General features: G+C 40.8%; 19 protein-coding genes and 4 tRNA genes. 2 read left to right on the top strand and 21 right to left on the bottom strand.

The annotated features are described in order from the left end of the window. Window positions 1-111: 111 nt before the first annotated feature. The 14 genes from N7E81_RS08575 to N7E81_RS08510 form a co-directional block, all read right to left on the bottom strand. The gene (locus N7E81_RS08575; RefSeq protein ID WP_263052879.1) at window positions 112-450 is read right to left on the bottom strand and encodes a DUF3467 domain-containing protein; all 339 of its coding nucleotides are present in this window, start codon (window positions 448-450) and stop codon (window positions 112-114) included. Beyond that, window positions 440-4753: a DNA-directed RNA polymerase subunit beta' gene (gene rpoC / locus N7E81_RS08570; RefSeq protein WP_263052878.1), complete on the bottom strand. Its 4314-nt coding sequence runs from the start codon at window positions 4751-4753 to the stop codon at window positions 440-442. The genes N7E81_RS08575 and rpoC overlap by 11 nt, the downstream gene beginning before the upstream one ends. Window positions 4754-4801: 48 nt before the next feature. After that, window positions 4802-8674 (bottom strand): DNA-directed RNA polymerase subunit beta, encoded by a 3873-nt coding sequence (gene rpoB / locus N7E81_RS08565; RefSeq protein WP_263052877.1) that lies wholly within the window; start codon window positions 8672-8674, stop codon window positions 4802-4804. A gap of 145 nt (window positions 8675-8819) precedes the next feature. Beyond that, window positions 8820-9197, bottom strand: coding sequence for a 50S ribosomal protein L7/L12 (gene rplL, locus N7E81_RS08560; protein WP_263052876.1), 378 nt, complete (start codon window positions 9195-9197; stop codon window positions 8820-8822). 40 nt (window positions 9198-9237) lie between these two features. Then, window positions 9238-9768, bottom strand: a complete 531-nt coding sequence (gene rplJ / locus N7E81_RS08555; protein WP_263052875.1) for a 50S ribosomal protein L10 — start codon at window positions 9766-9768, stop codon at window positions 9238-9240. A gap of 55 nt (window positions 9769-9823) precedes the next feature. Then, complete coding sequence (gene rplA, locus N7E81_RS08550) at window positions 9824-10519, bottom strand: 50S ribosomal protein L1 (RefSeq protein WP_263052874.1); 696 nt, start codon at window positions 10517-10519, stop codon at window positions 9824-9826. 16 nt (window positions 10520-10535) lie between these two features. Then, window positions 10536-10976: a 50S ribosomal protein L11 gene (rplK, locus tag N7E81_RS08545; protein WP_263052873.1), complete on the bottom strand. Its 441-nt coding sequence runs from the start codon at window positions 10974-10976 to the stop codon at window positions 10536-10538. 2 nt (window positions 10977-10978) lie between these two features. Beyond that, window positions 10979-11536 (bottom strand): transcription termination/antitermination protein NusG, encoded by a 558-nt coding sequence (nusG, locus tag N7E81_RS08540; RefSeq protein ID WP_263052872.1) that lies wholly within the window; start codon window positions 11534-11536, stop codon window positions 10979-10981. Window positions 11537-11557: 21 nt separating this feature from the next. Continuing rightward, window positions 11558-11746: a preprotein translocase subunit SecE gene (secE, locus tag N7E81_RS19380; RefSeq protein ID WP_263052871.1), complete on the bottom strand. Its 189-nt coding sequence runs from the start codon at window positions 11744-11746 to the stop codon at window positions 11558-11560. Window positions 11747-11773: 27 nt separating this feature from the next. Then, window positions 11774-11846: transfer RNA gene (locus tag N7E81_RS08530), tRNA-Trp, on the bottom strand. Between the two features lie 113 nt (window positions 11847-11959). Beyond that, entirely contained in the window at window positions 11960-13147 is a 1188-nt protein-coding gene (gene tuf / locus N7E81_RS08525) for an elongation factor Tu (protein WP_263052870.1), read from the bottom strand. A gap of 123 nt (window positions 13148-13270) precedes the next feature. Then, window positions 13271-13342: transfer RNA gene (locus tag N7E81_RS08520), tRNA-Thr, on the bottom strand. A gap of 13 nt (window positions 13343-13355) precedes the next feature. Continuing rightward, window positions 13356-13428 (bottom strand) — tRNA-Gly (locus tag N7E81_RS08515). Window positions 13429-13471: 43 nt separating this feature from the next. Continuing rightward, window positions 13472-13554: transfer RNA gene (locus N7E81_RS08510), tRNA-Tyr, on the bottom strand. 255 nt (window positions 13555-13809) lie between these two features. Here N7E81_RS08510 and N7E81_RS08505 point away from each other — a divergent pair. Then, window positions 13810-15708, top strand: coding sequence for a M1 family metallopeptidase (locus N7E81_RS08505; RefSeq protein ID WP_263052869.1), 1899 nt, complete (start codon window positions 13810-13812; stop codon window positions 15706-15708). 46 nt (window positions 15709-15754) lie between these two features. Here the strand turns inward: N7E81_RS08505 and N7E81_RS08500 are convergent, their stop codons facing one another. Further along, the gene (locus N7E81_RS08500; protein ID WP_263052868.1) at window positions 15755-18244 is read right to left on the bottom strand and encodes a M1 family metallopeptidase; all 2490 of its coding nucleotides are present in this window, start codon (window positions 18242-18244) and stop codon (window positions 15755-15757) included. A gap of 105 nt (window positions 18245-18349) precedes the next feature. Between N7E81_RS08500 and N7E81_RS08495 the strand changes: the two genes are divergently transcribed. Next, a complete protein-coding gene (locus N7E81_RS08495; RefSeq protein WP_263052867.1) occupies window positions 18350-21295 on the top strand; it encodes a glycosyltransferase family 117 protein in 2946 nt (981 codons plus the stop codon). An 84-nt stretch (window positions 21296-21379) separates the two neighbouring features. On the opposite strand, the gene N7E81_RS08490 is transcribed toward N7E81_RS08495, so the two are convergent. From N7E81_RS08490 to N7E81_RS08465, 6 genes are all read right to left on the bottom strand, one after another. Then, window positions 21380-21763, bottom strand: coding sequence for a T9SS type A sorting domain-containing protein (locus N7E81_RS08490; protein ID WP_263052866.1), 384 nt, complete (start codon window positions 21761-21763; stop codon window positions 21380-21382). A gap of 148 nt (window positions 21764-21911) precedes the next feature. Next, window positions 21912-23453, bottom strand: a complete 1542-nt coding sequence (locus N7E81_RS08485) for an NAD(P)H-hydrate dehydratase (RefSeq protein ID WP_263052865.1) — start codon at window positions 23451-23453, stop codon at window positions 21912-21914. Window positions 23454-23506: 53 nt separating this feature from the next. Next, window positions 23507-24724: an NADH-quinone oxidoreductase subunit D gene (locus N7E81_RS08480; RefSeq protein WP_263052864.1), complete on the bottom strand. Its 1218-nt coding sequence runs from the start codon at window positions 24722-24724 to the stop codon at window positions 23507-23509. Further along, window positions 24721-25224, bottom strand: coding sequence for an NADH-quinone oxidoreductase subunit C (locus N7E81_RS08475; protein WP_263052863.1), 504 nt, complete (start codon window positions 25222-25224; stop codon window positions 24721-24723). Before N7E81_RS08475 ends, N7E81_RS08480 begins: the two co-directional genes overlap by 4 nt. A gap of 2 nt (window positions 25225-25226) precedes the next feature. After that, complete coding sequence (locus N7E81_RS08470) at window positions 25227-25748, bottom strand: NADH-quinone oxidoreductase subunit B (RefSeq protein WP_263052862.1); 522 nt, start codon at window positions 25746-25748, stop codon at window positions 25227-25229. A 31-nt stretch (window positions 25749-25779) separates the two neighbouring features. Then, on the bottom strand, window positions 25780-26253 hold the full coding sequence (locus N7E81_RS08465) for an NADH-quinone oxidoreductase subunit A (protein ID WP_263052861.1): 474 nt from the start codon (window positions 26251-26253) through the stop codon (window positions 25780-25782). Window positions 26254-26333 lie beyond the last annotated feature (80 nt).

Here is a 26333-nt window from a genome sequence, read left to right as displayed (position 1 = left end):
AAAATTTATATATTTCAATTCCCTCCGAAATTTCGGAACGCAAAAATAGGGATTAAGTATTTCTCAACAAAATATCTTAACCCCTAATTATCTTATAATCAATCTAAACCGTTAGGCTTCGCCTACTGCTCCCCCAAAATTCATTGGAAATTTAGGAGAATCATCGACGTGTTTTATCGGTCCAAATGTCTGTTCATACTTATTGATGTTGTCCTGAAGTGCTGCAAAAAGCCTTTTTGCATGTTCTGGAGTAATAACCACTCTAGATTTCACTTTTGCTTTAGGCACTCCTGGCATCAATCGAATAAAATCAATAACAAATTCAGAATTAGAGTGAGCAATCATGGCCAAATTGGCGTATACACCCTCTGCTATTTCCTCAGACAATTCAATATTTATTTGATTGCTTGGCTGAGCTTTGTCTTGATTTTCTTCTTTATTACTGCTCATTAGTCTGATACTCTTTTGATTTTTCAAACTCTTCTTTCGAAGATACTAATGAATCATATTCCTCTTGAGATCCTACGATCAAGTCTTGGAATTGTCTTTGACCTGTACCTGCTGGTATCAAGTGTCCAACAATTACGTTTTCTTTCAAGCCATTCAATGTATCTCGTTTACCTCGAATAGAAGCTTCACTCAATACCTTGGTGGTCTCTTGAAACGATGCCGCAGAGATAAAACTCTGAGTACCCAAAGACGCTTGTGTAATACCTTGGAGGGTAGGCTTAGAAACTGCAGGCTCGGCACTTCTCACTACTACCAATTTCAAATCCTTTCGTCTTAAGCTTGAATTTTCATCTCTCAATTGTCTTGAAGTGATGATTTGTCCTTGTTTCAAGTTCCCAGAATCACCTGTATCTGTCACTACTTTCATATCAAGAATCGAATCATTCTCTTCCATGAACAATAGTTTATCTACTATCTGACCTGGCAAGAAGCTCGTGTCTCCAGCGTCTAGGATATTTACCTTCTGCATCATCTGCCTTACGATGGTCTCAATGTGTTTATCATTGATTTTCACACCCTGCAAACGGTATACTTCCTGAATCTCATTTACCAAATACTCCTGAACAGCAGTAGGTCCTTTGATAGAAAGAATATCTGCAGGTGTAATCGCTCCATCAGACAATGCATATCCAGCTTTCACAAAGTCATTGTCTTGAACCAGAATGTGTTTAGATAAGGATACTAGGTATCTCTTCTTCACGCCATCTTTAGATTCAATAAATATCTCTCTGTTACCTCTTTTGATACCACCGTATGTGACCACACCATCGATCTCTGAAACTACAGCTGGGTTAGATGGGTTTCTTGCCTCGAACAATTCTGTTACTCTCGGCAGACCCCCTGTAATATCTCTAGACTTACCCATTGTTCTTGGTATTTTCACCAAGATTTGACCTGCCTTTATTTTATCTCCTTCATCCACTGCCAAGTGAGCTCCTACTGGAATGTTGAACGTATATTCTTCATCCTTAGACTCTACTAAGATGGCAGGGTTTTTAGTCTTATCCTTAGTATCAATGATTACTTTTTCTCTGTGACCTGTCTGTTCATCAGATTCTTCTTTGTAAGTAATCCCTTCAACGATAGAATCAAATTTCACAACACCATCAGCAGCTGAAAGAATTGCTGCGTTATATGGATCCCAGTGACATAGCCTATCACCTTTCTTTACTTTCTTCTTGTTTTTTACAGCCAAGAATGCTCCGTAAGGCACGTGGTTAGTAATCAATGTTTTACCAGAGTCTGCATCTACAATTCTGATTTCTCCAGTTCTACCCATTACTACTTCTACTTCGTCTCCGTCAGCATTAGTTGTTTTGATAGCTCTCAAGCCTTCCATCTCTACTACACCATCAAACTTTGCCAAAATAGTTGCATCTACAGCAATATTAGAGGCTGTACCCCCAACGTGGAAAGTTCTCAATGTCAACTGTGTACCTGGCTCACCGATCGACTGTGCAGCAATTACACCGACAGCTTCACCTTGCTGAGCCATAGCGCCTGTGGCTAGGTTACGTCCGTAACATTTCGCACAAACTCCTTTTTTAGACTCACAGGTCAATACTGATCTGATTTCAACTGTCTCTATTGCACTTTCATCAACAGCGTCAGCCAAATCCTCAGTAATTTCGATTCCAGCTGGGATCATCAGCTTCTCAGTGATTGGATCATACACATCATGTACAGATACTCTACCCAAGATCCTTTCAGATAGTGGTTCAACGATGTCCTCGTTGTCTTTCAAGGCAGATACATCCAATCCTCTCAAAGTACCACAATCATCTTCATTGACTACCACATCTTGTGATACATCAACCAAACGTCTGGTCAAGTAACCCGCATCGGCCGTTTTCAAGGCTGTATCAGCCAAACCTTTACGAGCACCGTGAGTCGAAATAAAATACTCGATTACATCTAGCCCTTCTTTAAAGTTAGATAGAATAGGGTTTTCGATGATCTCCCCAACCGAACCTTGAAGGTTCTTTTGTGGCTTAGCCATCAATCCTCTCATTCCTCCCAACTGACGGATCTGTTCTCTAGATCCCCTTGCACCTGAGTGCATCATCATATAGATCGAGTTAAACCCTTGATCTTCTTCTTCGAGCTGTGTCATCAATGTACCAGTCAACATAGAGTTGATTCTAGTCCAGATGTCAATCACTTGATTGTAACGCTCGTTGTCAGTGATCAGACCCATTTGGTAGTTTTGCCATACAGCTTCTACTTCCTCTTTAGCCTGAGTGACCAACTTATCTTTTTCTGCAGGTATATTGATATCTCCCAATCCCATTGACAATCCGCCTTTGTATGCAGACTGGAATCCTAGATGTTTGATATCATCAAGGAACTGAGCCGTTCTAGCCATTCCTGATATTTTAAATACCGTAGAAATAATTTGTTGCAATTTCTTCTTAGAGAGCAATTCATCTACAAAACCAACCGCCTCTGGCACCAACTGATTGAATATTACTCTACCAGCTACTGTTTCGATGATTTTAGTTTCTAACTCACCACTCGCGGTACGAACTTTAGTTCTTACTTTGATGTAAGCATGCTTAGACAGCTGACCTTCATTGATCGCAATTTCTACTTCTTCTGCACTATAGAATGTCATGCCTTCGCCTGCAATCTTTTCTTTATCCGTGCTACGTTTTCCTTTGGTTACGTAATACAGACCCAAAACCATATCTTGAGAAGGAACTGTAATCGGCGCTCCGTTGGCAGGGTTTAGGATGTTGTGCGAAGCCAACATCAATACTGAAGCTTCCAAGATAGCTTCGTGCCCTAGAGGCACGTGAACCGCCATTTGGTCACCATCAAAATCGGCGTTGAATGCTGTACATGCCAATGGGTGCAATTGAATCGCTTTACCTTCAATCATTTTAGGCTGGAAAGCCTGAATACCCAAACGGTGAAGTGTAGGAGCTCTGTTAAGCAATACAGGGTGTCCTTTCAGTACATTCTCCAGAATGTCCCAAATCACAGGATCCTTTCTGTCAACGATTTTCTTCGCCGACTTCACAGTCTTAACAATTCCTCTTTCTATCAATTTTCTGATAACGAAAGGTTTGAAAAGCTCGGCAGCCATTCCTTTTGGAAGTCCACATTCATGCATTTTCAATTCTGGCCCTACTACAATTACAGAACGGCCAGAGTAATCTACCCTCTTACCTAGCAAGTTTTGACGGAATCGACCTTGCTTACCTTTAAGCATATCACTCAAAGATTTTAAAGCTCTGTTTCCATCAGATCTTACGGCGTTTACTTTTCTTGAATTATCAAATAATGAATCTACAGCTTCCTGAAGCATACGCTTCTCATTTCTAAGAATCACTTCTGGTGCTTTGATATCGATCAATCGTTTCAATCGATTGTTTCTGATGATCACTCTTCTGTATAGATCATTCAAATCCGAAGTAGCGAATCTACCACCATCCAATGGCACCAATGGACGCAATTCTGGAGGAATAACTGGTACCATTTTGATAATCATCCACTCAGGTCTGTTTTCGATACGAGTTTTAGCATCTCTAAATGCTTCTACTACTTTCAATCTTTTCAGTGCCTCCGCTTTTCTCTGCTGAGAAGTATCAGTGGCTGCCTGGTGGCGCAATTCGTAAGACAAATCATCCAACTCGATTCTAGACAAAGACATCTCTAACGCCTCTGCTCCCATCTTCGCAATGAATTTGTTTGGATCGTCATCGTCCAACAATTGGTTTTCTCTTGGTAATTTATCCAAGATATCTAAGTACTCATCTTCAGTTAAGAAGTCGTGACGAGCAATACCATCTTCTTCTTTTGCCCCTGGCTGAATAACCAAGTAACGCTCGTAGTAGATGATCTGATCCAATTTCTTAGTAGGAATTCCTAAGAGGTAACCGATTTTGTTAGGCAATGATTTGAAGTACCAGATATGTGCTACAGGAACGACCAATTCTATGTGACCCATGCGTTCGCGACGTACCTTCTTCTCGGTAACTTCTACCCCACATCTATCACAGATAATTCCCTTATATCTGATTCTCTTATATTTTCCACAATGACATTCCCAATCTTTTACTGGCCCGAAAATACGTTCACAGAACAAACCACCCATTTCAGGCTTGTAAGTTCTATAATTGATAGTTTCAGGCTGTGTAACCTCACCATGTGAGCTTTCCAGAATAGATTCGGGAGAAGCCAAACTTACTGTAACTCTCGAGAAGTTGCTGCTTAGCTTTTTGCTTTTTCTGAATGCCATAATTACAATCTTATATGTTAATGACCCGAAGGTCTTATGATCAATTAATTAGTCTAAAGTAATTTCAAGAGCCAAACCTCTTAATTCGTGAACGAGTACGTTGAACGACTCTGGAATATTTGGTTTGTTCATATTTTCGCCTTTTACAATGGCTTCATATGCTTTTGCTCTACCGATGACATCATCAGATTTGATAGTCAAGATTTCCTGAAGTACGTTGGCTGCACCAAATGCTTCCAATGCCCATACTTCCATCTCTCCAAAACGCTGTCCACCAAACTGAGCCTTACCACCCAGCGGCTGCTGAGTAATGAGAGAATATGGTCCGATTGACCTTGCGTGCATTTTGTCATCTACCAAGTGACCTAGTTTCAGCATGTAAATCACACCTACTGTAACTGGCTGATCAAATCTGTTTCCAGATAAACCATCGAACAGATAAGTTCTACCGTATTCTGGCAAGCCTGCTTCTTTCAACTCAGCAGCTACTTGCTCCATGCTAGCTCCATCGAAGATCGGTGTAGCATATTTTCTACCCAACTTCAATCCAGCCCAACCAAGAACTGTTTCGTAGATCTGACCAATGTTCATCCTTGATGGTACACCAAGAGGGTTCAAACAGATATCAACTGGTGTCCCGTCTTCCAAGAAAGGCATATCTTCCTCTCTTACGATTTTGGCTACAACCCCTTTGTTACCGTGACGACCCGCCATCTTATCACCAACTTTCAGTTTACGTTTCTTAGCCACGTATACTTTAGCCAATTGTACAATGCCTGCTGGCAACTCATCTCCTACTTCCAAAGTAAATTTCTCACGTTTGAAGATACCTCCAATATCGTGTCTTCTTTTGCCAAAGTTTTTGACTAACTCAAAAACCATTTTATTCACTTTCTCGTCAGTTGTCCAGTTGTCCAACAACAAGTCACCAATTAGGTTTACTTCTTCTTGTACATTGTAGTTAGACTCATCTCTATAGATATTCTTTTCTGGGAAAAGGTTCTCTTCTATGTTTTTAGCATTGAATTTCACCCCTTTAGACATGATCTCATCCCCAAATTTGTGTTTCACCCCTTGACAAGTCTTGCCACCTAGCAATTCAACCAATTTAGAAATCATTACTCCTCTCAATTCTTTCAATTCTTGAGAGTAGTTGTTTTTCAAAATTTCAACTTCTCTTTTGGTCTTAGCTCTTAGATCCTTGTCTTTCTTTGGTCTAGAAAACAATTTAGTATCGATAACCACACCTCTTAATGATGGGGAAGCTTTCAGTGAAGCATCTTTCACATCACCAGCTTTGTCTCCAAAGATGGCACGAAGTAGTTTTTCTTCTGGTGTAGGATCTGTCTCTCCTTTAGGGGTGATTTTACCAATTAAGATGTCACCTTCTTTGATTTCTGCACCAACTCTGATGATACCATTTTCATCAAGATTTTTAACAGCTTCCTCACTTACGTTTGGAATTTCAGAGGTCAATTCTTCTTCACCTCTCTTCGTATCTCTTACTTCTAGTTCGAACTCATCGATGTGGATAGATGTAAATACATCATCTCTTACAACTTTTTCTGAGATTACAATCGCATCCTCAAAGTTATAACCTTGCCAAGGCATAAAGGCCACGGTCAAGTTTCTACCCAAAGCCAACTCACCATCTTCTGTTGCGAAACCTTCACAAAGTGCTTGACCTTCTTCTATTTGATCCCCTTTATATACAATAGGTTTCAAATTGATACAAGTATCTTGGTTCGTTCTTCTAAACTTGATCAAATCATAAGTGATGTGCTCTTCGTCGAAAGACACAAGGCTTTCGTCATCAGACATATCATACTTAACAACAATCTTGTTTGCATCTACTTCTATTACCTCTCCCTTTCCTCTAGCGAGGATCAGTGAACGAGAATCCAATGCAACTCTTTTTTCTAGACCTGTACCTACGATTGGTGCTTGTGGCTTCAACAATGGCACTGCTTGGCGCTGCATGTTGGATCCCATCAAAGCCCTGTTCGCATCATCATGCTCTAGGAAAGGAATCATAGATGCTGCTACAGATACAATCTGGTTTGGCGCTACGTCCATATATTTTAGATCCTTAGGTCCTACCACAGGGAAGTCACCTTCGTATCTTGCTTTTACGGTATCGTTTACAAAGTTTCCGTCGTCCTTCAACGGAGCGTTTGCCTGTGCAATATTGTAAGTATCTTCCTCTTCTGCAGTCAGATATTTCACATTGCTGGTCATGTTTACTACACCTTCTTCTACTTCTCGGTATGGAGTTTCGATAAATCCCATGCTATTTACTTTAGCATGTACACACAAAGAAGAAATCAAACCAATGTTCGGTCCTTCAGGCGTTTCGATGGTACATAGACGACCATAGTGTGTATAGTGAACATCCCGAACCTCAAACCCTGCTCTCTCTCTCGAAAGACCACCTGGCCCAAGTGCTGACATTCTTCTTTTGTGAGTGACCTCTGCCAATGGATTCGTTTGATCCATAAACTGAGACAGCTGATTCGTTCCAAAGAACGAGTTAATGACAGAAGAAAGTGTTCTAGCATTGATAAGGTCAATTGGCTTAAACTCTTCGTTGTCACGAACGTTCATTCTTTCTTTAATGGTACGAGCCATTCTAGAAAGTCCTACGCCAAATTGAGCGTACAACTGCTCTCCTACTGTTCTTACTCTTCTATTGCTCAAGTGATCGATATCATCCACTACTGCCTTAGAGTTGATCAAACCAATCAAGTATTTTACGATAAGGATAATATCCTCTGTAGTCAATACTCTTGAGTCGTTGCTTAGGTCAAGCTGTAGTTTACGATTGATTCTGTATCTACCTACTTCACCTAAATCATATCTTTTATCACTAAAGAACAAGTTGTTGATGATATCCCTTGCCGTTTGCTCATCAGGTGCTTCAGTGTTTCTTAGTTGTCTATAGATTTGCTCTACAGCTTCTTTTTCAGAGTTTGAATTATCCTTTTGTAGGGTGTTGTAAATAATAGAGTAGTCTGTAATATTTACATCCTTCTTGTGTAGGATAATTGATTTAGCTCCAGAGTCTAGGATGGTCTCAATATCATCTTCAGTAATGATTGAGTCTCTTTCTAGTACCACTTCGTTTCTATCGATAGATACTACTTCACCAGTATCTTCGTCCACGAAATCTTCCGTCCAAGTTCGAAGAACTCTCGCAGCTAACTTTCTATCTACTATCTTTTTAAGTTCTTTGGCATTGGCCGGAATCTCCTCAGACAATCCGAACAAATCCAAGATATCCTTGTCAGAACCGTACCCGATAGATCTTAAAAGAGTAGTAACAGGGAATTTTTTCTTACGGTCAATGTAGGCATACATGACGTTGTTTACGTCTGTAGCAAATTCAATCCAAGAACCTTTGAAAGGGATAATTCTTGCTGAATATAATTTAGTCCCATTGGTATGCTTACTTTGTGCAAAAAACACACCTGGAGATCTGTGTAGCTGAGAAACAATTACTCTCTCCGCTCCATTGATAACGAACGACCCTTTGCCTGTCATGTATGGGATATTACCCAAGAACACTTCTTGCTCGATGGTTTCAAAATCATCGTTGTCCTCATCGTTACAAGACAATTTCAATTTTGCCTTCAAAGGAACAGAATATGTCAACCCTCTATCGATACATTCGTCCACGTTATATTTCGGTGGATCTACTAAGTAATCGATAAATTCAAGTACAAAATTTTCTCTTGAATCAGAAATAGGAAAGTTTTCTGAGAAAACCTTAAAAAGTCCTTCCTGAATTCTTTTTTCAGCGGGCGTTTCCAACTGAAAAAAATCTTCAAAAGATTGTAATTGAACTTTCAAAAAATCAGGATAATCAATCACTGATTTAATCGAAGAAAAATTAATTCTTTCGGATTTATTTTTACTAGCCAAGGCCGTACAATTTTATGTGATAATAATGTAAGTAATTGTCTCTTTTTTACAGAAACAGGAAAAGACCTGATCCCGATTCCGACAACAATCGGAATCAGGACAGGCCTAATTTTTAGACGTTTTTATTACTAAAAACTGTCAAATTTTACTTAAGCTCTACTTCAGCTCCAGCTTCTTCAAGCTGCTTCTTAAGCCCTTCAGCTTCGTCTTTAGCAACACCTTCTTTTATTGCTTTAGGTGCGCCATCAACTAGTTCTTTAGCTTCTTTCAATCCAAGTCCAGTCAATTCTTTAACCAACTTAACGATAGCCAACTTAGCTCCTCCTGGAGATTTCAAGATAACGTCGAAAGAATCTTTTTCAGCAGCTTCTTCTCCACCACCAGCAGCACCAGCTACCATTACTGGAGCAGCAGCAGCAGCAGGCTCGATACCATGCTCTTCTTTCAAAATTTCAGCTAATTCATTTACTTCCTTTACAGTTAGTCCGACCAACTGATCAGCGAATGCTTTTAAATCTGCCATTTTATTTTAGTATTTAATATTTAATAATTTGAAACCAATTTTAACGTTCTGACAACGTCTTGACCAATCCTGAAAGTGTTTGACCTCCGCTCTGAAGAGCAGAAACAACATTCTTCGCAGGAGATTGCAACAACCCAATAACTTCGCCAATAAGTTCGTTTTTCGACTTAAGTGTAGACAATGTATTTAGGTGTTCCTCACCAATAAAGAGATCGTAATCGATGGAAGCTCCCTTTAGTTTTGGTCTATCTGCCTTGTCAGATTTTTTAAATTCTTTGATGATCTTAGCAGGTACATTTGCATTTTCTGCTCCTGTGAACATCACCCCTGAAAATCCTGTTAATACTTCATCATTCAACGATGTGAAATCAGCGTCAACAGTTTCCAGAGCTTTTCTGATGAGTGTGTTTTTCACCACTCTGTACTCTACGCCATTATCGAAGCACTTTTGTCTGAAGTCATTTATCTCTGCTACTGTCAATCCAGCAGCATCAGTAAAATAGAAATTACTAGTTTCTTTAAACTTCTCAGAAAGTTCTTTAATAACAACGGCTTTTTCTGCTCTAGTCATTTTATTCTTTATTTAGAATCTTGCCGCAAGAGCGACATTGATTATAAAAGATCTTTTAAATTCCAGTTGAGGCTTTATCAATTGAAATACCAGTACTCATTGTGCTAGAAAGACTAATATTTCTCATATAAGTTCCTTTTGCACTAGATGGCTTCAATTTATTTACCACATTGATTAGCTCTAAAGCATTTTCTTTGATTTGCTCCGCTGTAAAGGAAACTTTTCCTACACTTGCGTGAATAATACCAAATTTATCTACTTTAAAATCAATCTTACCAGATTTCACTTCTTGCACTGCCTTAGCCACGTCCAATGTCACAGTACCAGACTTAGGGTTTGGCATCAAACCTCTTGGGCCCAATACTCTACCTATTCTACCTACTTTAGCCATTACCGTTGGCATCGTTACGATTACGTCGATATCTGTCCAACCTTTCTCGATTTTCGCGATATAGTCATCCAATCCTACGTGATCTGCTCCAGCATCTTTAGCTTCTTGCTCTTTATCTGGAGTACATAGTACAAGAACTCTTACTTCTTTACCAGTTCCATGAGGGAGTGTTGCTACTCCTCTTACCATTTGGTCTGCCTTTCTTGGATCAACTCCTAGCCTAATATCGACATCCACAGAGGCGTCGAATTTAGTTGTAGTGATGTCCTTTACTAGTTGCGATGCTTCGTCGATGGAATAATCCTTCGTCTTATCATATTTCTCAGCAGCTAGCTTTTGATTTTTCGTTAATTTCGCCATGTTAATTTAAAATTAATTAGGCCCAAGGGGCTTGACCACTTACTTTTATACCCATGCTTCGAGCTGTACCAGCTACCTGCTTCATTGCTGACTCTATTGTAAATGCGTTCAAATCTGGCATTTTAGTTTCAGCAATTTCTTTCACTTGATCCCAAGTTACGCTACCCACCTTATCGCGATTAGGCTCCGAAGAAGCCTTTTTCAGTTTTGCTGCGTTCAACAACAATACTGGCGCAGGAGGAGTTTTTATAACAAAATCAAACGACTTATCGGTATAAATAGTAACAAGTACAGGCAACACCTGTCCCGCTTTTTCCTGGGTTCTAGCATTAAATTGCTTACAGAAGTCCATAATGTTAAGACCTTTACTACCAAGTGCAGGTCCTACAGGAGGAGAAGGGTTGGCTGCGCCACCCTTTATCTGTAATTTTAAGTAACCACTAATTTCCTTAGCCATTTTTACTCTGTTTTTTCTACTTGTATATAATTAAGTTCTACAGGCGTGTTTCTTCCAAAGATTTTCACCATTACATTTAGCTTCTTTCTTTCTTCAAAAACCTCTTCTACTGCACCTGTAAATCCACTGAACGGCCCATCCATTACTTTCACAGTTTCGCCTACAATAAAAGGAGTATCTAGTTTTTCTTCAAACTCATCAACCTCTTCTACTTTACCCAAAATTCGGTTTACCTCATTTTGTCTAAGCGCTACTGGTGTTTTGGCAGGTCCGCCATCGTCGGCACCTAAAAAGCCAATAACTCCCGGTATTTTAGTGATGGTATGCTGTACTTCACCGTATTTCAGGTCCGCAGAAATCAGAATATAGCCTGGGAAGAAATTTCTTTCTCTCACACGCTTCTTCCCATTTCTCATCTCATACACCTTTTCTGCAGGTATCATGACTTGAGGAATGTATTCTTCTAGGCCCATCCTTACGATCTCAGTTTCCAAGTAGGCTTTCACCTTTTTTTCCTGTCCACTGACCGCACGAACAACGTACCATTTAAGTTCACTCATAATAGCGGGACTTTTAACTATTTATAGATTATAAAACCATTTTAATAGATTATCGAATCCGAAATCTATTATTCCAATGAATATTGCGAAGATCAGGGAAGCGACCAATACCAAAATTGAACTACTCTGAAGTTCACTATACTTAGACCACGTAACCTTATGGACCATCTCATCATAGGATTCTTTAAAAAAGTCAATCAATTTTGCCATTACTCAAACCTTTGCTTTAAACATTTGCACGGGTGGAGAGACTCGAACTCCCAACCAATGGTTTTGGAGACCACTACTCTGCCAATTGAGCTACACCCGTGTATCCTTCAGCCCAAAAGGACTGCAAAATTAGAATTATTTTTGATTATAAACAAATGCGCTTCATTAAATAATGAAACGCATTTGATAATCTTACTATATCTGTATTAGACCTTAGTCTAAAATTTCAGTTACCTGACCAGATCCAACTGTTCTACCACCTTCTCTGATTGCAAATCTCAATCCTTTTTCCATTGCGATTTTGTTGATCAAAGTTACTTCGATAGTAACGTTATCACCTGGCATAACCATTTCTACTCCTTCAGGAAGCATGATTTCACCTGTAACGTCAGTTGTTCTTACGTAGAACTGTGGTCTGTATTTGTTAAAGAATGGAGTGTGACGTCCACCTTCTTCTTTAGACAGTACGTAAACTTCAGCTTTGAATTTAGCATGAGGGTTTACAGAACCTGGCTTACAGATAATCATTCCTCTTTTGATCTGGGCTTTTTCAATACCTCTTAGCAAAAGACCAACGTTGTCACCAGCTTCACCTCTGTCCAATATTTTTCTAAACATCTCAACACCAGTGATTGTAGACTTCATGTCTTCAGCACCCATACCGATGATGTCTACAGCATCTCCAGTGTTAGTAACACCTCTTTCGATTCTACCTGTAGCAACAGTACCTCTACCTGTAATAGAGAACACATCCTCTACTGGCATCAAGAAATCCTTGTCAATAGCTCTTTCTGGTAGTGGAATGTAGTTGTCAACTGCATCCATCAATTCCTCAACTTTAGCTACCCACTCAGGCTCTCCATTCAATGCACCAAGTGCAGAACCAGCAATTACTGGAATATCATCACCTGGGAAGTCGTACTCAGAAAGCAATTCTCTTACTTCCATTTCTACTAACTCAAGTAATTCAGGATCGTCTACCAAATCTACTTTGTTCATAAATACAACCAAAGCAGGAACTCCAACCTGACGAGAAAGCAAGATGTGCTCTCTTGTTTGTGGCATTGGTCCATCAGTAGCAGCTACCACGATGATAGCACCGTCCATCTGAGCAGCACCAGTAATCATGTTTTTCACATAATCGGCGTGACCAGGACAATCTACGTGAGCGTAGTGTCTAGAATCTGTTTGGTATTCGATGTGCGAAGTATTAATAGTAATACCTCTTTCTTTTTCTTCTGGAGCGTTGTCGATAGAAGAAAAGTCTTTCATTTCTGCTAGACCCTTGTTCGCAAGAACTGAAGAGATCGCAGCAGTCAGAGTTGTCTTTCCGTGATCCACGTGACCAATTGTACCAATATTCACGTGAGGTTTCGAACGGTCAAAGGTTTCTTTAGCCATGTTTGAAAATTCCTATTTTAGTTAAATATTAAATTAAATATAAAAAAAGGCTACACATAAATATATAGCACAATCACTCAAACCAGTATTAGCCTTCTTAGCAAAAAGGCTTTCAGAGATATGAGCCAATGACGGGATTTGAACCCGTGACCTCTTCCTTACCAAGGAAGCACTCTACCCCTGAGCTACATCGGCTTGAAAAATTAAGAGCGGGAGACGAGGCTCGAACCCGCGACCTACAGCTTGGAAGGCTGTCGCTCTACCAACTGAGCTACTCCCGCTTAATCCTTTCACTGATTTAATCATAATTAAACCAGGCCAATGTGGGGGGAACAGGATTCGAACCTGTGAAGACATAAGTCAACGGAGTTACAGTCCGTCCCAGTTGGCCGCTTTGGTATCCCCCCTTGTTCAATAAAATTGAGAACATTCCTTGATCAAATTGAAGCATCATTCGCTCCCGTTTTTCTTAAGGAAGTGCAAAATTATATGCTTTTGATTCTTATTCAAATTTTTGGAAACTTATTTTCAACAATATCTATTTTTTTTCATCCACATGCTTTTAGCCCCGTTTAAAAGCCGTTTTTAATCTATAATCAAACATTTATTTTATTCATTCAAAGGATGATTAGATTTACCTATTTAACTAACAATATGAACTCATGATAAAAAAATTGACCTCTGGTCTTTGCTATGCTTTGTGTGCTATTTTGCTAGTGTCTAGCTGCACACCTGGAAAAGAATACCCTATCGTAATAGAAACTGATATGAAAAGATCCGACACCCATTCTTTTGCCCACCCAGAAGAAGCTGTTGTAACACACCTGAGCTGGCACGCTCGTGTAAATTTTGAATTGAAAAAAATAGATGCCACTGCTACGCTGACCATTAAATCTACGGCTGATGCCAAACAGTTAGTGCTCGACACCAAAGACCTCACCATCAAATCGATTACAAATGGTAATAATGAGGCACTTAATTTTTCAATTGGAGAGACACAACCTTTTTTAGGAGCACCACTGACTATAAATATTACACCCAAGACTAAAAATGTGCTCGTCAGTTATGAAACTTCTGAAAATGCAGAAGCACTGCAGTGGTTAGAACCAAGCCAAACAACAGATAAGAGCTACCCTTTCCTATTTACTCAATCTCAAGCGATATTGGCTCGTTCGTGGGTTCCTATCCAAGATTCGCCAGGCATACGATTCACTTACGATGCTCAAGTAGAAGTCCCCAAGGAATTACTTGCTCTAATGAGCGCGTCCAACCCAACGGAAAAAAATGAGAGTGGCATTTATACATTTGAAATGAAACAAGCCATTCCTGCCTATTTACTCGCCTTGGCTGTGGGGGATGTACAGTTTAGTGCTTTGGGCAAGCGAAGTGGTGTCTATGCCGAGCCATCTGTATTAGCTCAAGCAACGGCTGAATTTGAAGACCTAGAAAAAATGATCAGCGCGGCTGAAAAACTATATGGGCCATACCGCTGGGATCGATACGACTTGATTGTATTACCTTCTAGTTTTCCGTTTGGAGGAATGGAAAACCCACGATTAACTTTTGCTACACCTACCATCTTGGCTGGCGATAAATCGCTCACCTCACTAGTTGCACATGAGCTGGCACACTCTTGGTCTGGCAATTTGGTGACCAATGCCAATTGGAACGATTTCTGGCTCAACGAAGGCTTTACTGTTTATTTCGAATACCGGATCATGGAAGCACTTTATGGTAGAGAATATTCTGAAATGCTCGCTCTATTGTCTCTACAAGATTTGAAAACAGAAATAGAAGAGATGAAGGCTGCTGATCAATTTAAAGATACAAGCCTCAAATTTGATTTGACCAACAGAAACCCTGATGACGGTATGACTTCCATCCCTTACGACAAAGGGTATTTCTTTTTGCGTATGCTAGAGGAAAAAGTGGGTCGTGAAAAATTCGACGGGTTTTTGAAAGATTACTTTACCAGTAATTCATTTAAAACCATGACCACCGAGCAATTTACCAAAATACTACAAACGCAGCTTTTTGACGCTTATGACATGGATGTACAGCCTGCTCTATATGAAGCATGGATATACACACCTGGGCTACCAGCAGATTGCCCTAACCCTGTTTCCGACAAATTTGAGAATGTAGACAAAGCCCTTACGACTTGGCTCGCAAACCAAAGCAAAGAAGAATTGCAGGCATCATATCACAGCGATGACTGGAGTACGCATGAATGGTTGCGATTTATACGAAACCTGCCAGACACTCTATCGACAGATCAAATGCAAGCATTAGATCAAGCCTTCGGGTTCACAGCCACAGGCAACAGTGAAATTTTCAACGTCTGGGGTATTTTAATTATTGCCAACCAATATGAAGCTGGCTATGGTCGACTGGAGTCTTTCTTGATTCACACAGGCCGAAGAAAGTTCTTGATGCCATTATACAAGGAGTTTGTAAAAACCCCCGAGGGCATAGAAATGGCAAAAGCCATTTACCAAAAAGCTCGACCTAATTATCACTTTGTGGCGAGCAGCTCGATTGATGCGTTATTAGGCTTATAAATAGATAAAAAACAAAGCCGATTGAGCTATCTCAATCGGCTTTGTTTTACAATTCTTCATAAAAATCTAGCAACCTTGGGTCTTTTTCGTTTTCACGAATACTTTTCAGCATAGTGTCTACCCCCTCCATATCCGACATCAATACCAAAGCCTGATAAGCCGAAAATCGGACCATATAATTGGTGTGGTTTCGTGCCAATCTATCAAATTGTGGAATAGCCGCTTTTCTGTATTGCTCAGGAGCATCTAGCAATTTTTCGGCATACGCTTGTATGAAATAAAAGAGTGTATTGCCATCCAATCCTTTTATCCGTTTCTGAAACCATTCATACGAGTCCTTATGCTCTTGATGGTTGTAATAATCTGCCATCATCACCACCATATTAAGGTTGGTTTCCTGCTTTTGGCTCTCCAAGAATTTAGCAGGCAAGTCTACACCATTTCTGGTAAATTGGGCTATAGCTGCAGATGCCACTAAATAAGACGAATCATTCAATGCTCTATCAAACACCGAGCGATATTTTTCAAACCCATCCCTTCCCAAGTAAGCCAAAACATAGCTCCTTACGTGCGTGCTCGTATCTTTGAGTAGTTTCACAACCTCTGGCTCGTACTTTTTAAGCTTTACTTCTTCATCAATCAAATACTCTACAGCATACTGACGCACCATCGCAAACGAATCTTGAAAAGCCAATCTCAATATCTGGTCTATTAATTTCTTGTTTTTGAAACTATACAAACTATCCATTGTCTCAATGCGGCTATATAAACTACCATCTTTGACAAACTGAGTCACATACTCTTCTTCCGACTGCGGGTGATCTATCATGGCGAGCAACTGTCGCTCACTATCGAAGATGACCACATCTGGCTTTTCATCCATAGGAAAGTCATACGTTTCGTACGCTTCGTTGATCACCACAGGAAAACTGAATAGCTCTTCCCCTTTCCATATATCTATAAATACTGGCAATTGAAAAATCGGCGTCTCATCCACGGCTTGCACTTGAGCCACTGTCAGCGTCAATGTATCGTTTTTGTACTCATGCCTTACTTCCAACTCTGGATGCCCTGCAAAGAAATACCATTGATCAAAGAACCAATTTAAATCTTCCCCTGTTACTGCCTCAAATGCCATTCGCAACTGCGACAGCTCTACGGAAGTGTAGGCATTGTCATGTAAATAATTTTTCAGTCCCTCAAAAAACGCCTCATCTCCCAAATAACTTCTAAGCATATGCAATACTGCTGCTCCTTTGTTATAGGAGTGGGCATCAAACATCTCCTCTTGATCTTCATAATAATACCGAATCAGGTTTTTAGGATTCTCAATAGCTTCATCAAAATAAGTTTCTTGCTCTACCAAAAATGTATAATCGGCTTGGTCTTGCCCATACTTATACTGATTCCACAGATACTCCGCATAACTAGCAAACCCTTCATTGAGAGTCAGGTTAGACCAGGACTCGCAGGTCACTAAATCACCAAACCACTGATGCATCAATTCGTGAGCAATAATATCATCCCAGTTTTCATCGATCAAAGCCCGACGATTCACATTGAGTGCTTCATAAAAAACTGAAGCGGTCGTATTTTCCATCGCACCTGACACAAAATCCCGCACGACTACCTGGTCGTATTTTTTCCATGGGAATGAATAACCCAACATCTCTGAAAAAAAAGTGATCATCTCAGGCGTATGACCAAAAATATCTTTGGCGTACTGACCATAGCCTTTCTCCATCCAATAAGCAACAGGCATCCCATGCCACACATCTTTTACCACCTCAAATTCTCCTATAGCCATCATAAATAGATAAGGTGCATGAGGTTGATCCATCACCCATACATCTGTACGCAGCCCATGTTCTCGCTTGTATTGTTCTTTAAGCAATCCATTCGACAATGTTTTGAATTGGTCTTGCACTGTGATTTTCATCACCTGCGTACATCGTTCATTTGGTGCATCTATCGTAGGAAACCAGCCTGAGCTGGCCTCAGTCTCTCCTTGCGTCCATATTTGTTTGGGTTTAGATGCATCAGCACCATCGGCATTGATAAAATATACCCCTCTATTTTCTTCTATCGCCTCGCTACCACCTACTTCTCTTTCGTAGGGTTTCGCCACGTAGTCAATCGTAACTTGCAATGTATCTTTTCGTTTTGCGGCTTGCTCCAATGTGATTTCGATGATCGAGCCATCGTATTCGAAAGGCACGGTACTCCCCGCAATAGCCACGGCTTTGATCTCCATACCTTTAGCATCGAGCACCAATAGCTCCTGCTCATAAAAATAGGGCTTCAAATCTAACACTGCTATGCCATTCAAATACCTGTTGTCCCAATCGAACGAAACAGACAATTCGGTATGAAGTAGGTCCCAACTACGAGAAGTAGATCCTCGGTATTGAAGCACTTCCGATTCCATCAGTTCTTCGGAAACCGTAGCTCGCTCGGTATTAGATTGTGAAAAAACACTCCGTGGCAAAGCCACTGCGAGTCCAATAATCAAAAAAATACTTTTCAAAATATTCATACTACCTGATTTAATCGTTTCATTTTCAGCGCCCCAAGTTAACCTTTATTAACGTTTTGGTTTGACCAAATATGACTATTTTCGCCAGTTAAATTTCCATTTTTTATGAGCGACTACAACAAACTAAATAACATAACTGGCTGGATCATTTTCATTCTAGCCACTACCGTATACACCCTCACCGTAGAGCCTACAGCCAGTTTTTGGGATTGTGGCGAATTTATAGCCGTGTCTTACAAACTAGAAGTACCCCATCCTCCAGGGGCTCCCTTCTTTCTTTTACTTGGTCGATTGTTCTCCTTTTTGGCCATGGGAGATGTGCTTGAGGTAGCCTTTTGGATCAATATGCTCAGTGTGATCAGCAGTGGGTTTACCGTACTGTTTCTCTTTTGGTCGATCACTCATTTGGCTAAAAAACTAGTAACGGCAGACACCGAATATACCAACCTAGTAGTGATAGGCAGCGGCATGATCGGTGCTTTGGCTTATACCTTTTCAGATTCTTTCTGGTTTTCTGCAGTAGAAGCAGAAGTATATGGTATGTCGTCATTCTTTACTGCATTTGTAGTATGGGCCATGCTCAAGTGGGAAAACATCAAAGATCCATCTGACGAAAACAGATGGATGATTTTGATTGCCTATATGGTTGGACTTTCTATTGGGGTTCACTTATTAAACCTAGTAACTGTACCTGCATTAGCTCTTATATATTATTTCAAAAAAAGAAAAAAACTCAGCACCCGAGGCATCTTCACCACGATGATCGCCAGTGGTGCAATTGTTCTAATTATTATGGAAGGTGTGATCCCTGGTTTACCCAGCTTTGCTGGCAAAATGGAGATCTTCTTCGTGAATAACTTGGGACTGCCATTTGGTTCAGGCATCATATTCTTCGTCGCTTTATTTTTAGGAGGATTGATTTATGGCATTTACTATTCGATCCAGTCGAGCAATGCTACGCTCAACACTATACTGGTAAGTTTTGCCTTTATCGTGATTGGCTATTCTTCCTATGCAATCGTACTCATCAGATCCAATTACAACCCTCCTATCGATGAAAACAACCCTGAAGATGTCCTTAGCTATGTCTCTTATTTAAAAAGAGAGCAATACGGTAGCCGTCCGTTGCTACATGGCCAACTTTTTACGGCTGACATTGTAGATCAAAAGAAAGGCGCACCTGTATACACCAAAGGAAAAGACAAGTATGAAATTTCTGATTACAAATTAGAGTATATCTACAACCCTGAGCATACCTCTATTCTCCCAAGGGCTTATAGCAACCAGCCAGGTCATGTACAGCGATATCGAGAAATTTTAGGATTGAAAAATGGAGAAAAACCAAGCTTTGGTGACAACCTCGCCTATATGTTTAAACACCAACTAGGCACCATGTATTTCCGCTACTTTATGTGGAATTTTGCAGGTCGTGCCTCTGATATTCAAGGAGCCGACTGGGTAGGACTCAACGACGCTTTTGATAAAGTGCCTTCTATGCTAGAAGAAAATAAAGGAAGAAATATCTTCTACATGATCCCGTTGATCTTAGGAATCATAGGATTGACCTTTCAATACTATAAAGATCCTAGAAACTTTGCATTTGTAGGCATGTTGTTTTTCTTGACTGGCGCGGCTGTCGTGCTTTATCTAAACTCTCCACCTACCGAACCAAGAGAAAGAGATTACATCTATGCTGGATCCTATTATGCCTATGCTTTTTGGATAGGATTAGGCTTTATTGCCATTTTCAATGGACTGATGGCCGTGATCAAAAAAGGTATTCCAGCAGCCGCTATTGCTTTTATTATCTGCTTGAGTGCTCCTGTTTTAATGGCCACCGAAGGGTGGGACGATCACGACAGGTCAAACAGATACTTTTCTGTAGATTCTGCTAAAAACTTCTTGGCTTCGTGTGCACCTAACGCGATCATATTCACTGGCGGTGACAACGATACATTCCCGCTCTGGTATGTGCAAGAAGTAGAAGGTTTCAGAACCGATGTAAGGGTTATCGTGTTGAGTTACTTCAATACCGACTGGTATATCGCTCAGATGATGCGTGACGCTTACGAATCTAAACCACTACCTTTTGGACTGACACTTGACAACTACAAACAGGGTGGTTTGAATGACTATTTACCATTGGTCGAAAGACAAAATATAAAAGGCGGTACCATGAATGCGGCTCAATTCATCAAACTGATCAAAGAAGAACACCCTGCACTTGCTGTACCTACTTCTATCAGCAGTTATAATTCCGTCCCAGCGAAAAACTTCTATCTACCCGTAGATTCAGCTATGGTAATGAAAATGGGCATCATCCCTGAGCAGTTTGCAGATAGGCTTTCTGATAAAATGGCTTGGAGTATGAAAGGTCGTGGGTTAGAGAAAAAGGATCTGGCCATTTTGGACTTGATCGTAAACAACAATTGGGAACGCCCTATTTACTTCAACAACACTTCTGCTTCCAGTGTCAACTTCAACCTGAAGGACTACATGGTACAAGAGGGTAATGCCTTCCGATTGCTGCCAATCAAAAACAAAGAAGCGGGAGAAATGTTTGTGGATACGAACAAGATGTTTGACAACATGATGAACAACTTTTACTGGAGAGAACTTGACAACCCTTCTGTGTATTACTCTGAAGATTATAGAAACTTTGTACTAAACCACAGAGCTAGTTTCAATACATTGATAGAAAGCCTATTGGCTGAAGGTGAAATTGAAAAAGCTAGAGAAGCTGTACTCAAATGCCTCACTATCATGCCAGACAATTCAATCCCTTATGATCACTTCAGTGTACAACAAGTAGGGTACCTTATGCTCGTAGGAGAAGAAGACAAGGCCAAAGAAATGGCAGCTATCGTTTCTCAACGATCGGACGAAATGCTGACCTATCTCTATGATACGGGCAAAATGGACAGATTTGAATTACAGAAAAACTTAATCTCACTAAGTGAGCTCGCCAGAACCTTCAGAGGGTCGGACGATCTAGAGTTGGCTCAGAAATATGAAGAAATGTTTAGAAAGCACTATGACATTGTCCAGTAAGACAAGTAATCATGTCATATAGCGAAAAAGGAAAGGCCTCGAATATTCGAGGCCTTTCCTTTTTCGCTCCTTGCTTCTATTATACTACTTCTTTAAAAACTTATAGGCTTCTTTAAAGTGTGAAAAGTCATCTTTGACCACCACAAAATAATAGCCTGGGTTATGATTTTTTATATTAATCCGATACTTGTCTCGCCCTACACTCTCCGCATCCACTTCTACGGTATTGCCTATGATACTGTGCAGTTCAAAAGAGACATCTCGCAAAGTTGAATTCTTAATATTGACAATAATATAATCTACAGATGGGTTAGGATAAACTTCGATTTGATTAGAAAAGTCAAGTGAGGCATTATCAAAAACTAATGTCTCTGCAATAAAAGCCGTGGTATTGGTGCTATCTTGTGCCCAAGCTGATGATGCTGCAAGCAGCAAGATCATAGATCCGATGACTTTTATTTTTTGCATATAGTTCTGTTCCCCCAATCACTGCTCTACAAAATACGTCTATAGCCGTATTATAGTTTCTATGAATATAATTAATTTATTGTTAAGTCTATCCGAAATAAATCACTTTTCTACCAACGGTAACGAAATCATCGACCAATTTCCACTATCAAATTCTTTTCTTTCGCTTCGTTCTCATAATTTTCTTAAACGCTTTAGGCAAATACCCAATCAGATCCGAGGCAATCAAAGACTCTTTCGCCTGCTTTCTGATAAACAAATCTCCCGCTAGTCCATGAAGAAAAGCTCCTAGCGTAGCACTTTCGAATCCCGTATACCCTTGTCCAAGCAATGCGGTAATGATACCTGTCAGGACATCTCCACTTCCGCCAGTTGCCATGCCTGGATTCCCAGTCGCATTAAATACCACAGTACCTTTAGGACTACATATACTCGAATGTGCCCCTTTCAATAACACCGTTACCCCATGTTTCATGCAAAATTTTTTTTGATTGTCCAATCGGTCATAATCATCTTTCGATGAACCGATCAACCGACTGAACTCTCCTGGGTGCGGGGTCAGTACAGATCCTGCAGGAATCAGTTCGATCCAGTCCTTATGATCTGCTAGAATATTGAGTGCGTCTGCGTCTAACACCATCGGATGATCAAAATTTTCTAACAAGGTATGAAGTGCGTCTGTTGTAAGCTTATCTGTTCCTATCCCAGGCCCTACACCTATTACATCAAATTGCGACAAGCCCACCACTCTGGAGATCAACTGCTCCTGAGCATCAACAGATACCATGGCCTCAGACACAGTACTCTGCAAGATATCTAGCCCACAAGCTGGTGCATGAATGGTAAGCAAGCCAGCTCCTGATCGCAAACAGGCACGACCAGCCAATACTGCAGCACCCATCTTACCATGGCTACCCACAACCAACAGATTTTTCCCCACATCTCCTTTGTGCGTGAATTTTCTTCTGGGTTTTATGAAAGATTGAATAAACGCGAGCGTGGCATAGTGGTAATTGGAAGATAAGGATTGTAAATATTCCTCGGTCAAACCAATACTTTTGATCACCAGCTCTCCACTATATTTTTCATTCTGCGGCAGTAAAAGAGAAAGCTTAGGCACCTGAAAGGAAACTGTATGGGTTGCCTTCATGATAGGCCCTCCCTCAAAACGCTGGCTGCAACCTAAGCCTGAAGCTATATCTACTGCCACTCGAAATCTGCAAGGTTCGGCATTGAGATGCTCTATGGTACGCGCGATGAGACCATCAACAGGACGACTGAGCCCCGAGCCAAAAATAGCGTCAATAATAATCACATCCTTTCCCATAGACGGAAGATTGGTCTCATCTATGACGGTCTGTGGAATATCATAATTTTGGATTATGTCATAATTGATTTTAAAATCTCTTGAACCCGAATCAGGATCACCAACACAAAAGAGAGAAACTGTATAACCTGCATCGTTGAGCAAACGGCAGATGACTAAGCCATCTCCACCATTGTTTCCCACACCACAAAAAACTACTATAGGCGAGTCCTCATCAAACGTATGTATAAACCAGCGAACGAACACCTCGGAGGCGCGCTCCATCAAGTCAATCGAATGTATCGGTTCATTTTTAATGGTAAACTGATCGGCTTGGCGAATTTGCTCTGCGTCCAGTACTTTAAGGCATAAATTGAGATCCATATCCAAAAATCATTAGGTAATTAAATTTAATGATTTTTGAATAGGAAGTGGGGTTATCGATCCACTTCTCCCATTACAAAGTCCAGCGAGCCTACGATAGCAATAAGGTCGGCTACCATATAGCCTTTGGAGATGGCAGGTAGAATGGACAGGTTAGAAAAACTACACCCACGCGCTTTGCATCTCACAGCGATATCTGATCGGCCGTCCGTTCGGAAAAAGAAGCCTAATTCACCTTTCGGATTTTCTGCTCGCACGTACAAATCTTGTGCTTTGGGTCTAATTTTTTTCGGTACCAATTCTCGAGGATCGAAATCCCGTGTCCGCTTATGATCTCCTTTCAATTGTGTCAAACACTGCTCTATGATCTTCACAGATTCTTTGACTTCCTGCACACGTACCCAAGTACGGTCCCAGCAATCCCCCGTTTGCCCCATAGCTCCCGTACCGATCGGCACATCAAAATCCAACTCTGGATAGACGGAATACCCATCTACTCTGCGATAATCCAAGCGAAGACCTGACCCACGCAAGATGGGGCCTGTCACACCATAATTGATGGCTAAGTTTCTTGGGATCATTCCTACATTGGCCGTACGCTCAATGAATATTGTGTTGTTCATCAATACCTCATCGAGTTCCACTAGTTTGGGCTTGAGATAATTGATAAACTCTGTGCATTTTTCTTCGAAGCCTGCTGGCAAATCATAATACAAACCTCCAATCCAGATGTAGTTGTAAAGCATTCGAGCACCACTCACCCATTCGAGCAGTCTGAGTATGTGCTCTCTGTCGCGCATTACCCAGAGAAATGGGGTGAAAGCACCAATATCTAATCCGTATGTTCCAATAGCTACAAAATGTGAAGCAATTCTATTGAGCTCCGCTACCAGCACTCTAATGTATTCTACTCGTTTGGGGATTTTTTCACCTATGCCAAGCATACGCTCTACACCCATGGCATAAGCATGTTCGGAATTCATCGCGCCTACATAATCCATGCGATCCACAAAAGGAATCACACCATTCATAGCTACAGATTCTGCATGCTTTTCGAAGCATCTATGCAAGTATCCCAAATGTGGCACTACATCTACTACGATCTCTCCGTCTGTTACCACTTCCAGCCTGAGCACACCGTGCGTAGATGGATGCTGTGGCCCAATATTGATAACCATCTCGTCGCGAGACAAGGTCGATTCTGAATGCACATTAGGTGCCGATTCGTTGAGGTTTTCTGGACGGTATTTATATTCTATGGCTTGGCTCATGACGGGTCTTCCTCCTCTCTGATCGTTTTCATTCCACGATAAGTGGCTGGTTCCTCATAATCTTTTCTCATGGGATACCCCTCCCAATCGGCGGGCATCAATATTCTTCTCAAATCTGGGTGGCTATTGAAGCTGATACCAAATAGATCAAAAGCTTCTCTTTCGTGCCAATCGGCTGTTTTCCACAAATGACTTACTGTATCAATAGCAGGAGACGCTCTGTCTAACACCGTTTTGATCATTAGTGAATGCTCCAATGGAATGGAATACAAGTTGTAGATAACTTCCATGGTATTGACTTCTGGTCCATTGTCGATGGCTGTCAGACAAGAAAGCAAATCAAAGTACGTTTGGTCGTTGTCTTTGAGCAGTTCACAGACCGCTACTATTTGCGTTGGCGCAATAACAACTGCCTTAGGTGTGGCATTCTCATCTATGGAAAGTACCGTACCTTCCCCTAGATTTAAATCAATTAAATGCTTGAAATCTTCTGTAGTCATGATTAGGCTTGTTTTTCCAAAATCTCTTTAAATCCCTCTGGGGCTACCAAGGTCTCATTTTCTATTTTTTCACGAAGCTTGATAATTCCCCCTATCAAAGCCTCTGGTCTCGGCGGGCAACCTGGCACATACACATCTACAGGAATTATTTTATCAACCCCCTTTACCACATGATAGCCATGTTCCCAATAGGGTCCTCCGCAGTTGGCACAACTACCCATCGATATGACATATCGTGGCTCAGCCATTTGCTCATAAAGCCTACGCACTCGATCGGCCATCTTGTAGGTGACGGTGCCAGCCACGATCATGACATCGGACATCCGAGGACTGGCTCTGGGTACTACCCCAAAACGATCCAAATCATAGCCAGAAGCCATTGATCCCATCATCTCTATGGCACAGCAAGCTAAGCCAAAGCCCATAGGCCAAATACTGGACATTCTAGCCCAATTAGTAAGGTCTTCGAGGTTGCTAAGTATCACTCCTCCGTTGCTGAATTGTTGGTCGAGTAGGCCTTTCATTTTTTTAGATTCAAGATTTAAAACTCAAAAGTCAAGATGACTTGTATTTGGTATTTAGAGAATCGTACATAGCATCGGGTACTGTGCTATCTGCATCCAATATATTCACATCTGGTTTTTCCCACTCTAGGTAACCTTTGCCCCAGACATAGACCAAACCCAATACTAGAATTAGGATAAACAAGCCCATTTCTACCATGGCAAGCATGCCCCAGTTGCCTGCAGTTTCTGCATTCAACTGTTCGTTGCCAAAAACTATGGCCCATGGAAACAGGAAGAGCAATTCTGTTTCGAACAGTACAAATACGAGTGCAATCACATAAAATCGAATATTGAACTTACCCCATGCTGTGCCTGTTGGGTCCTCTCCACATTCGTAAGTAGTGAGCTTCTCTTCATTGGGTCGGCTGGGCCTAAGTAGGCTACTGATCACCAACGGGCCTATAATGGCCATCAGTCCTCCAACGGAAAACAATAATAAGATTTGATAATTGGTTAGTTCCATATTATAGAATTAATTAAAGAGGTTACTTGAAGTAACCTCTTTAATTACTAAGTTACCATAAACAAAAAAACCTCGCCATA

The sequence above is a fragment of the Reichenbachiella carrageenanivorans genome, from assembly GCF_025639805.1.
GTDB lineage: Bacteria > Bacteroidota > Bacteroidia > Cytophagales > Cyclobacteriaceae > Reichenbachiella > Reichenbachiella carrageenanivorans.
The sequence above is the reverse complement of the archived record's forward strand: the minus strand, read 5'-3'. Positions and strand labels throughout refer to the sequence as shown.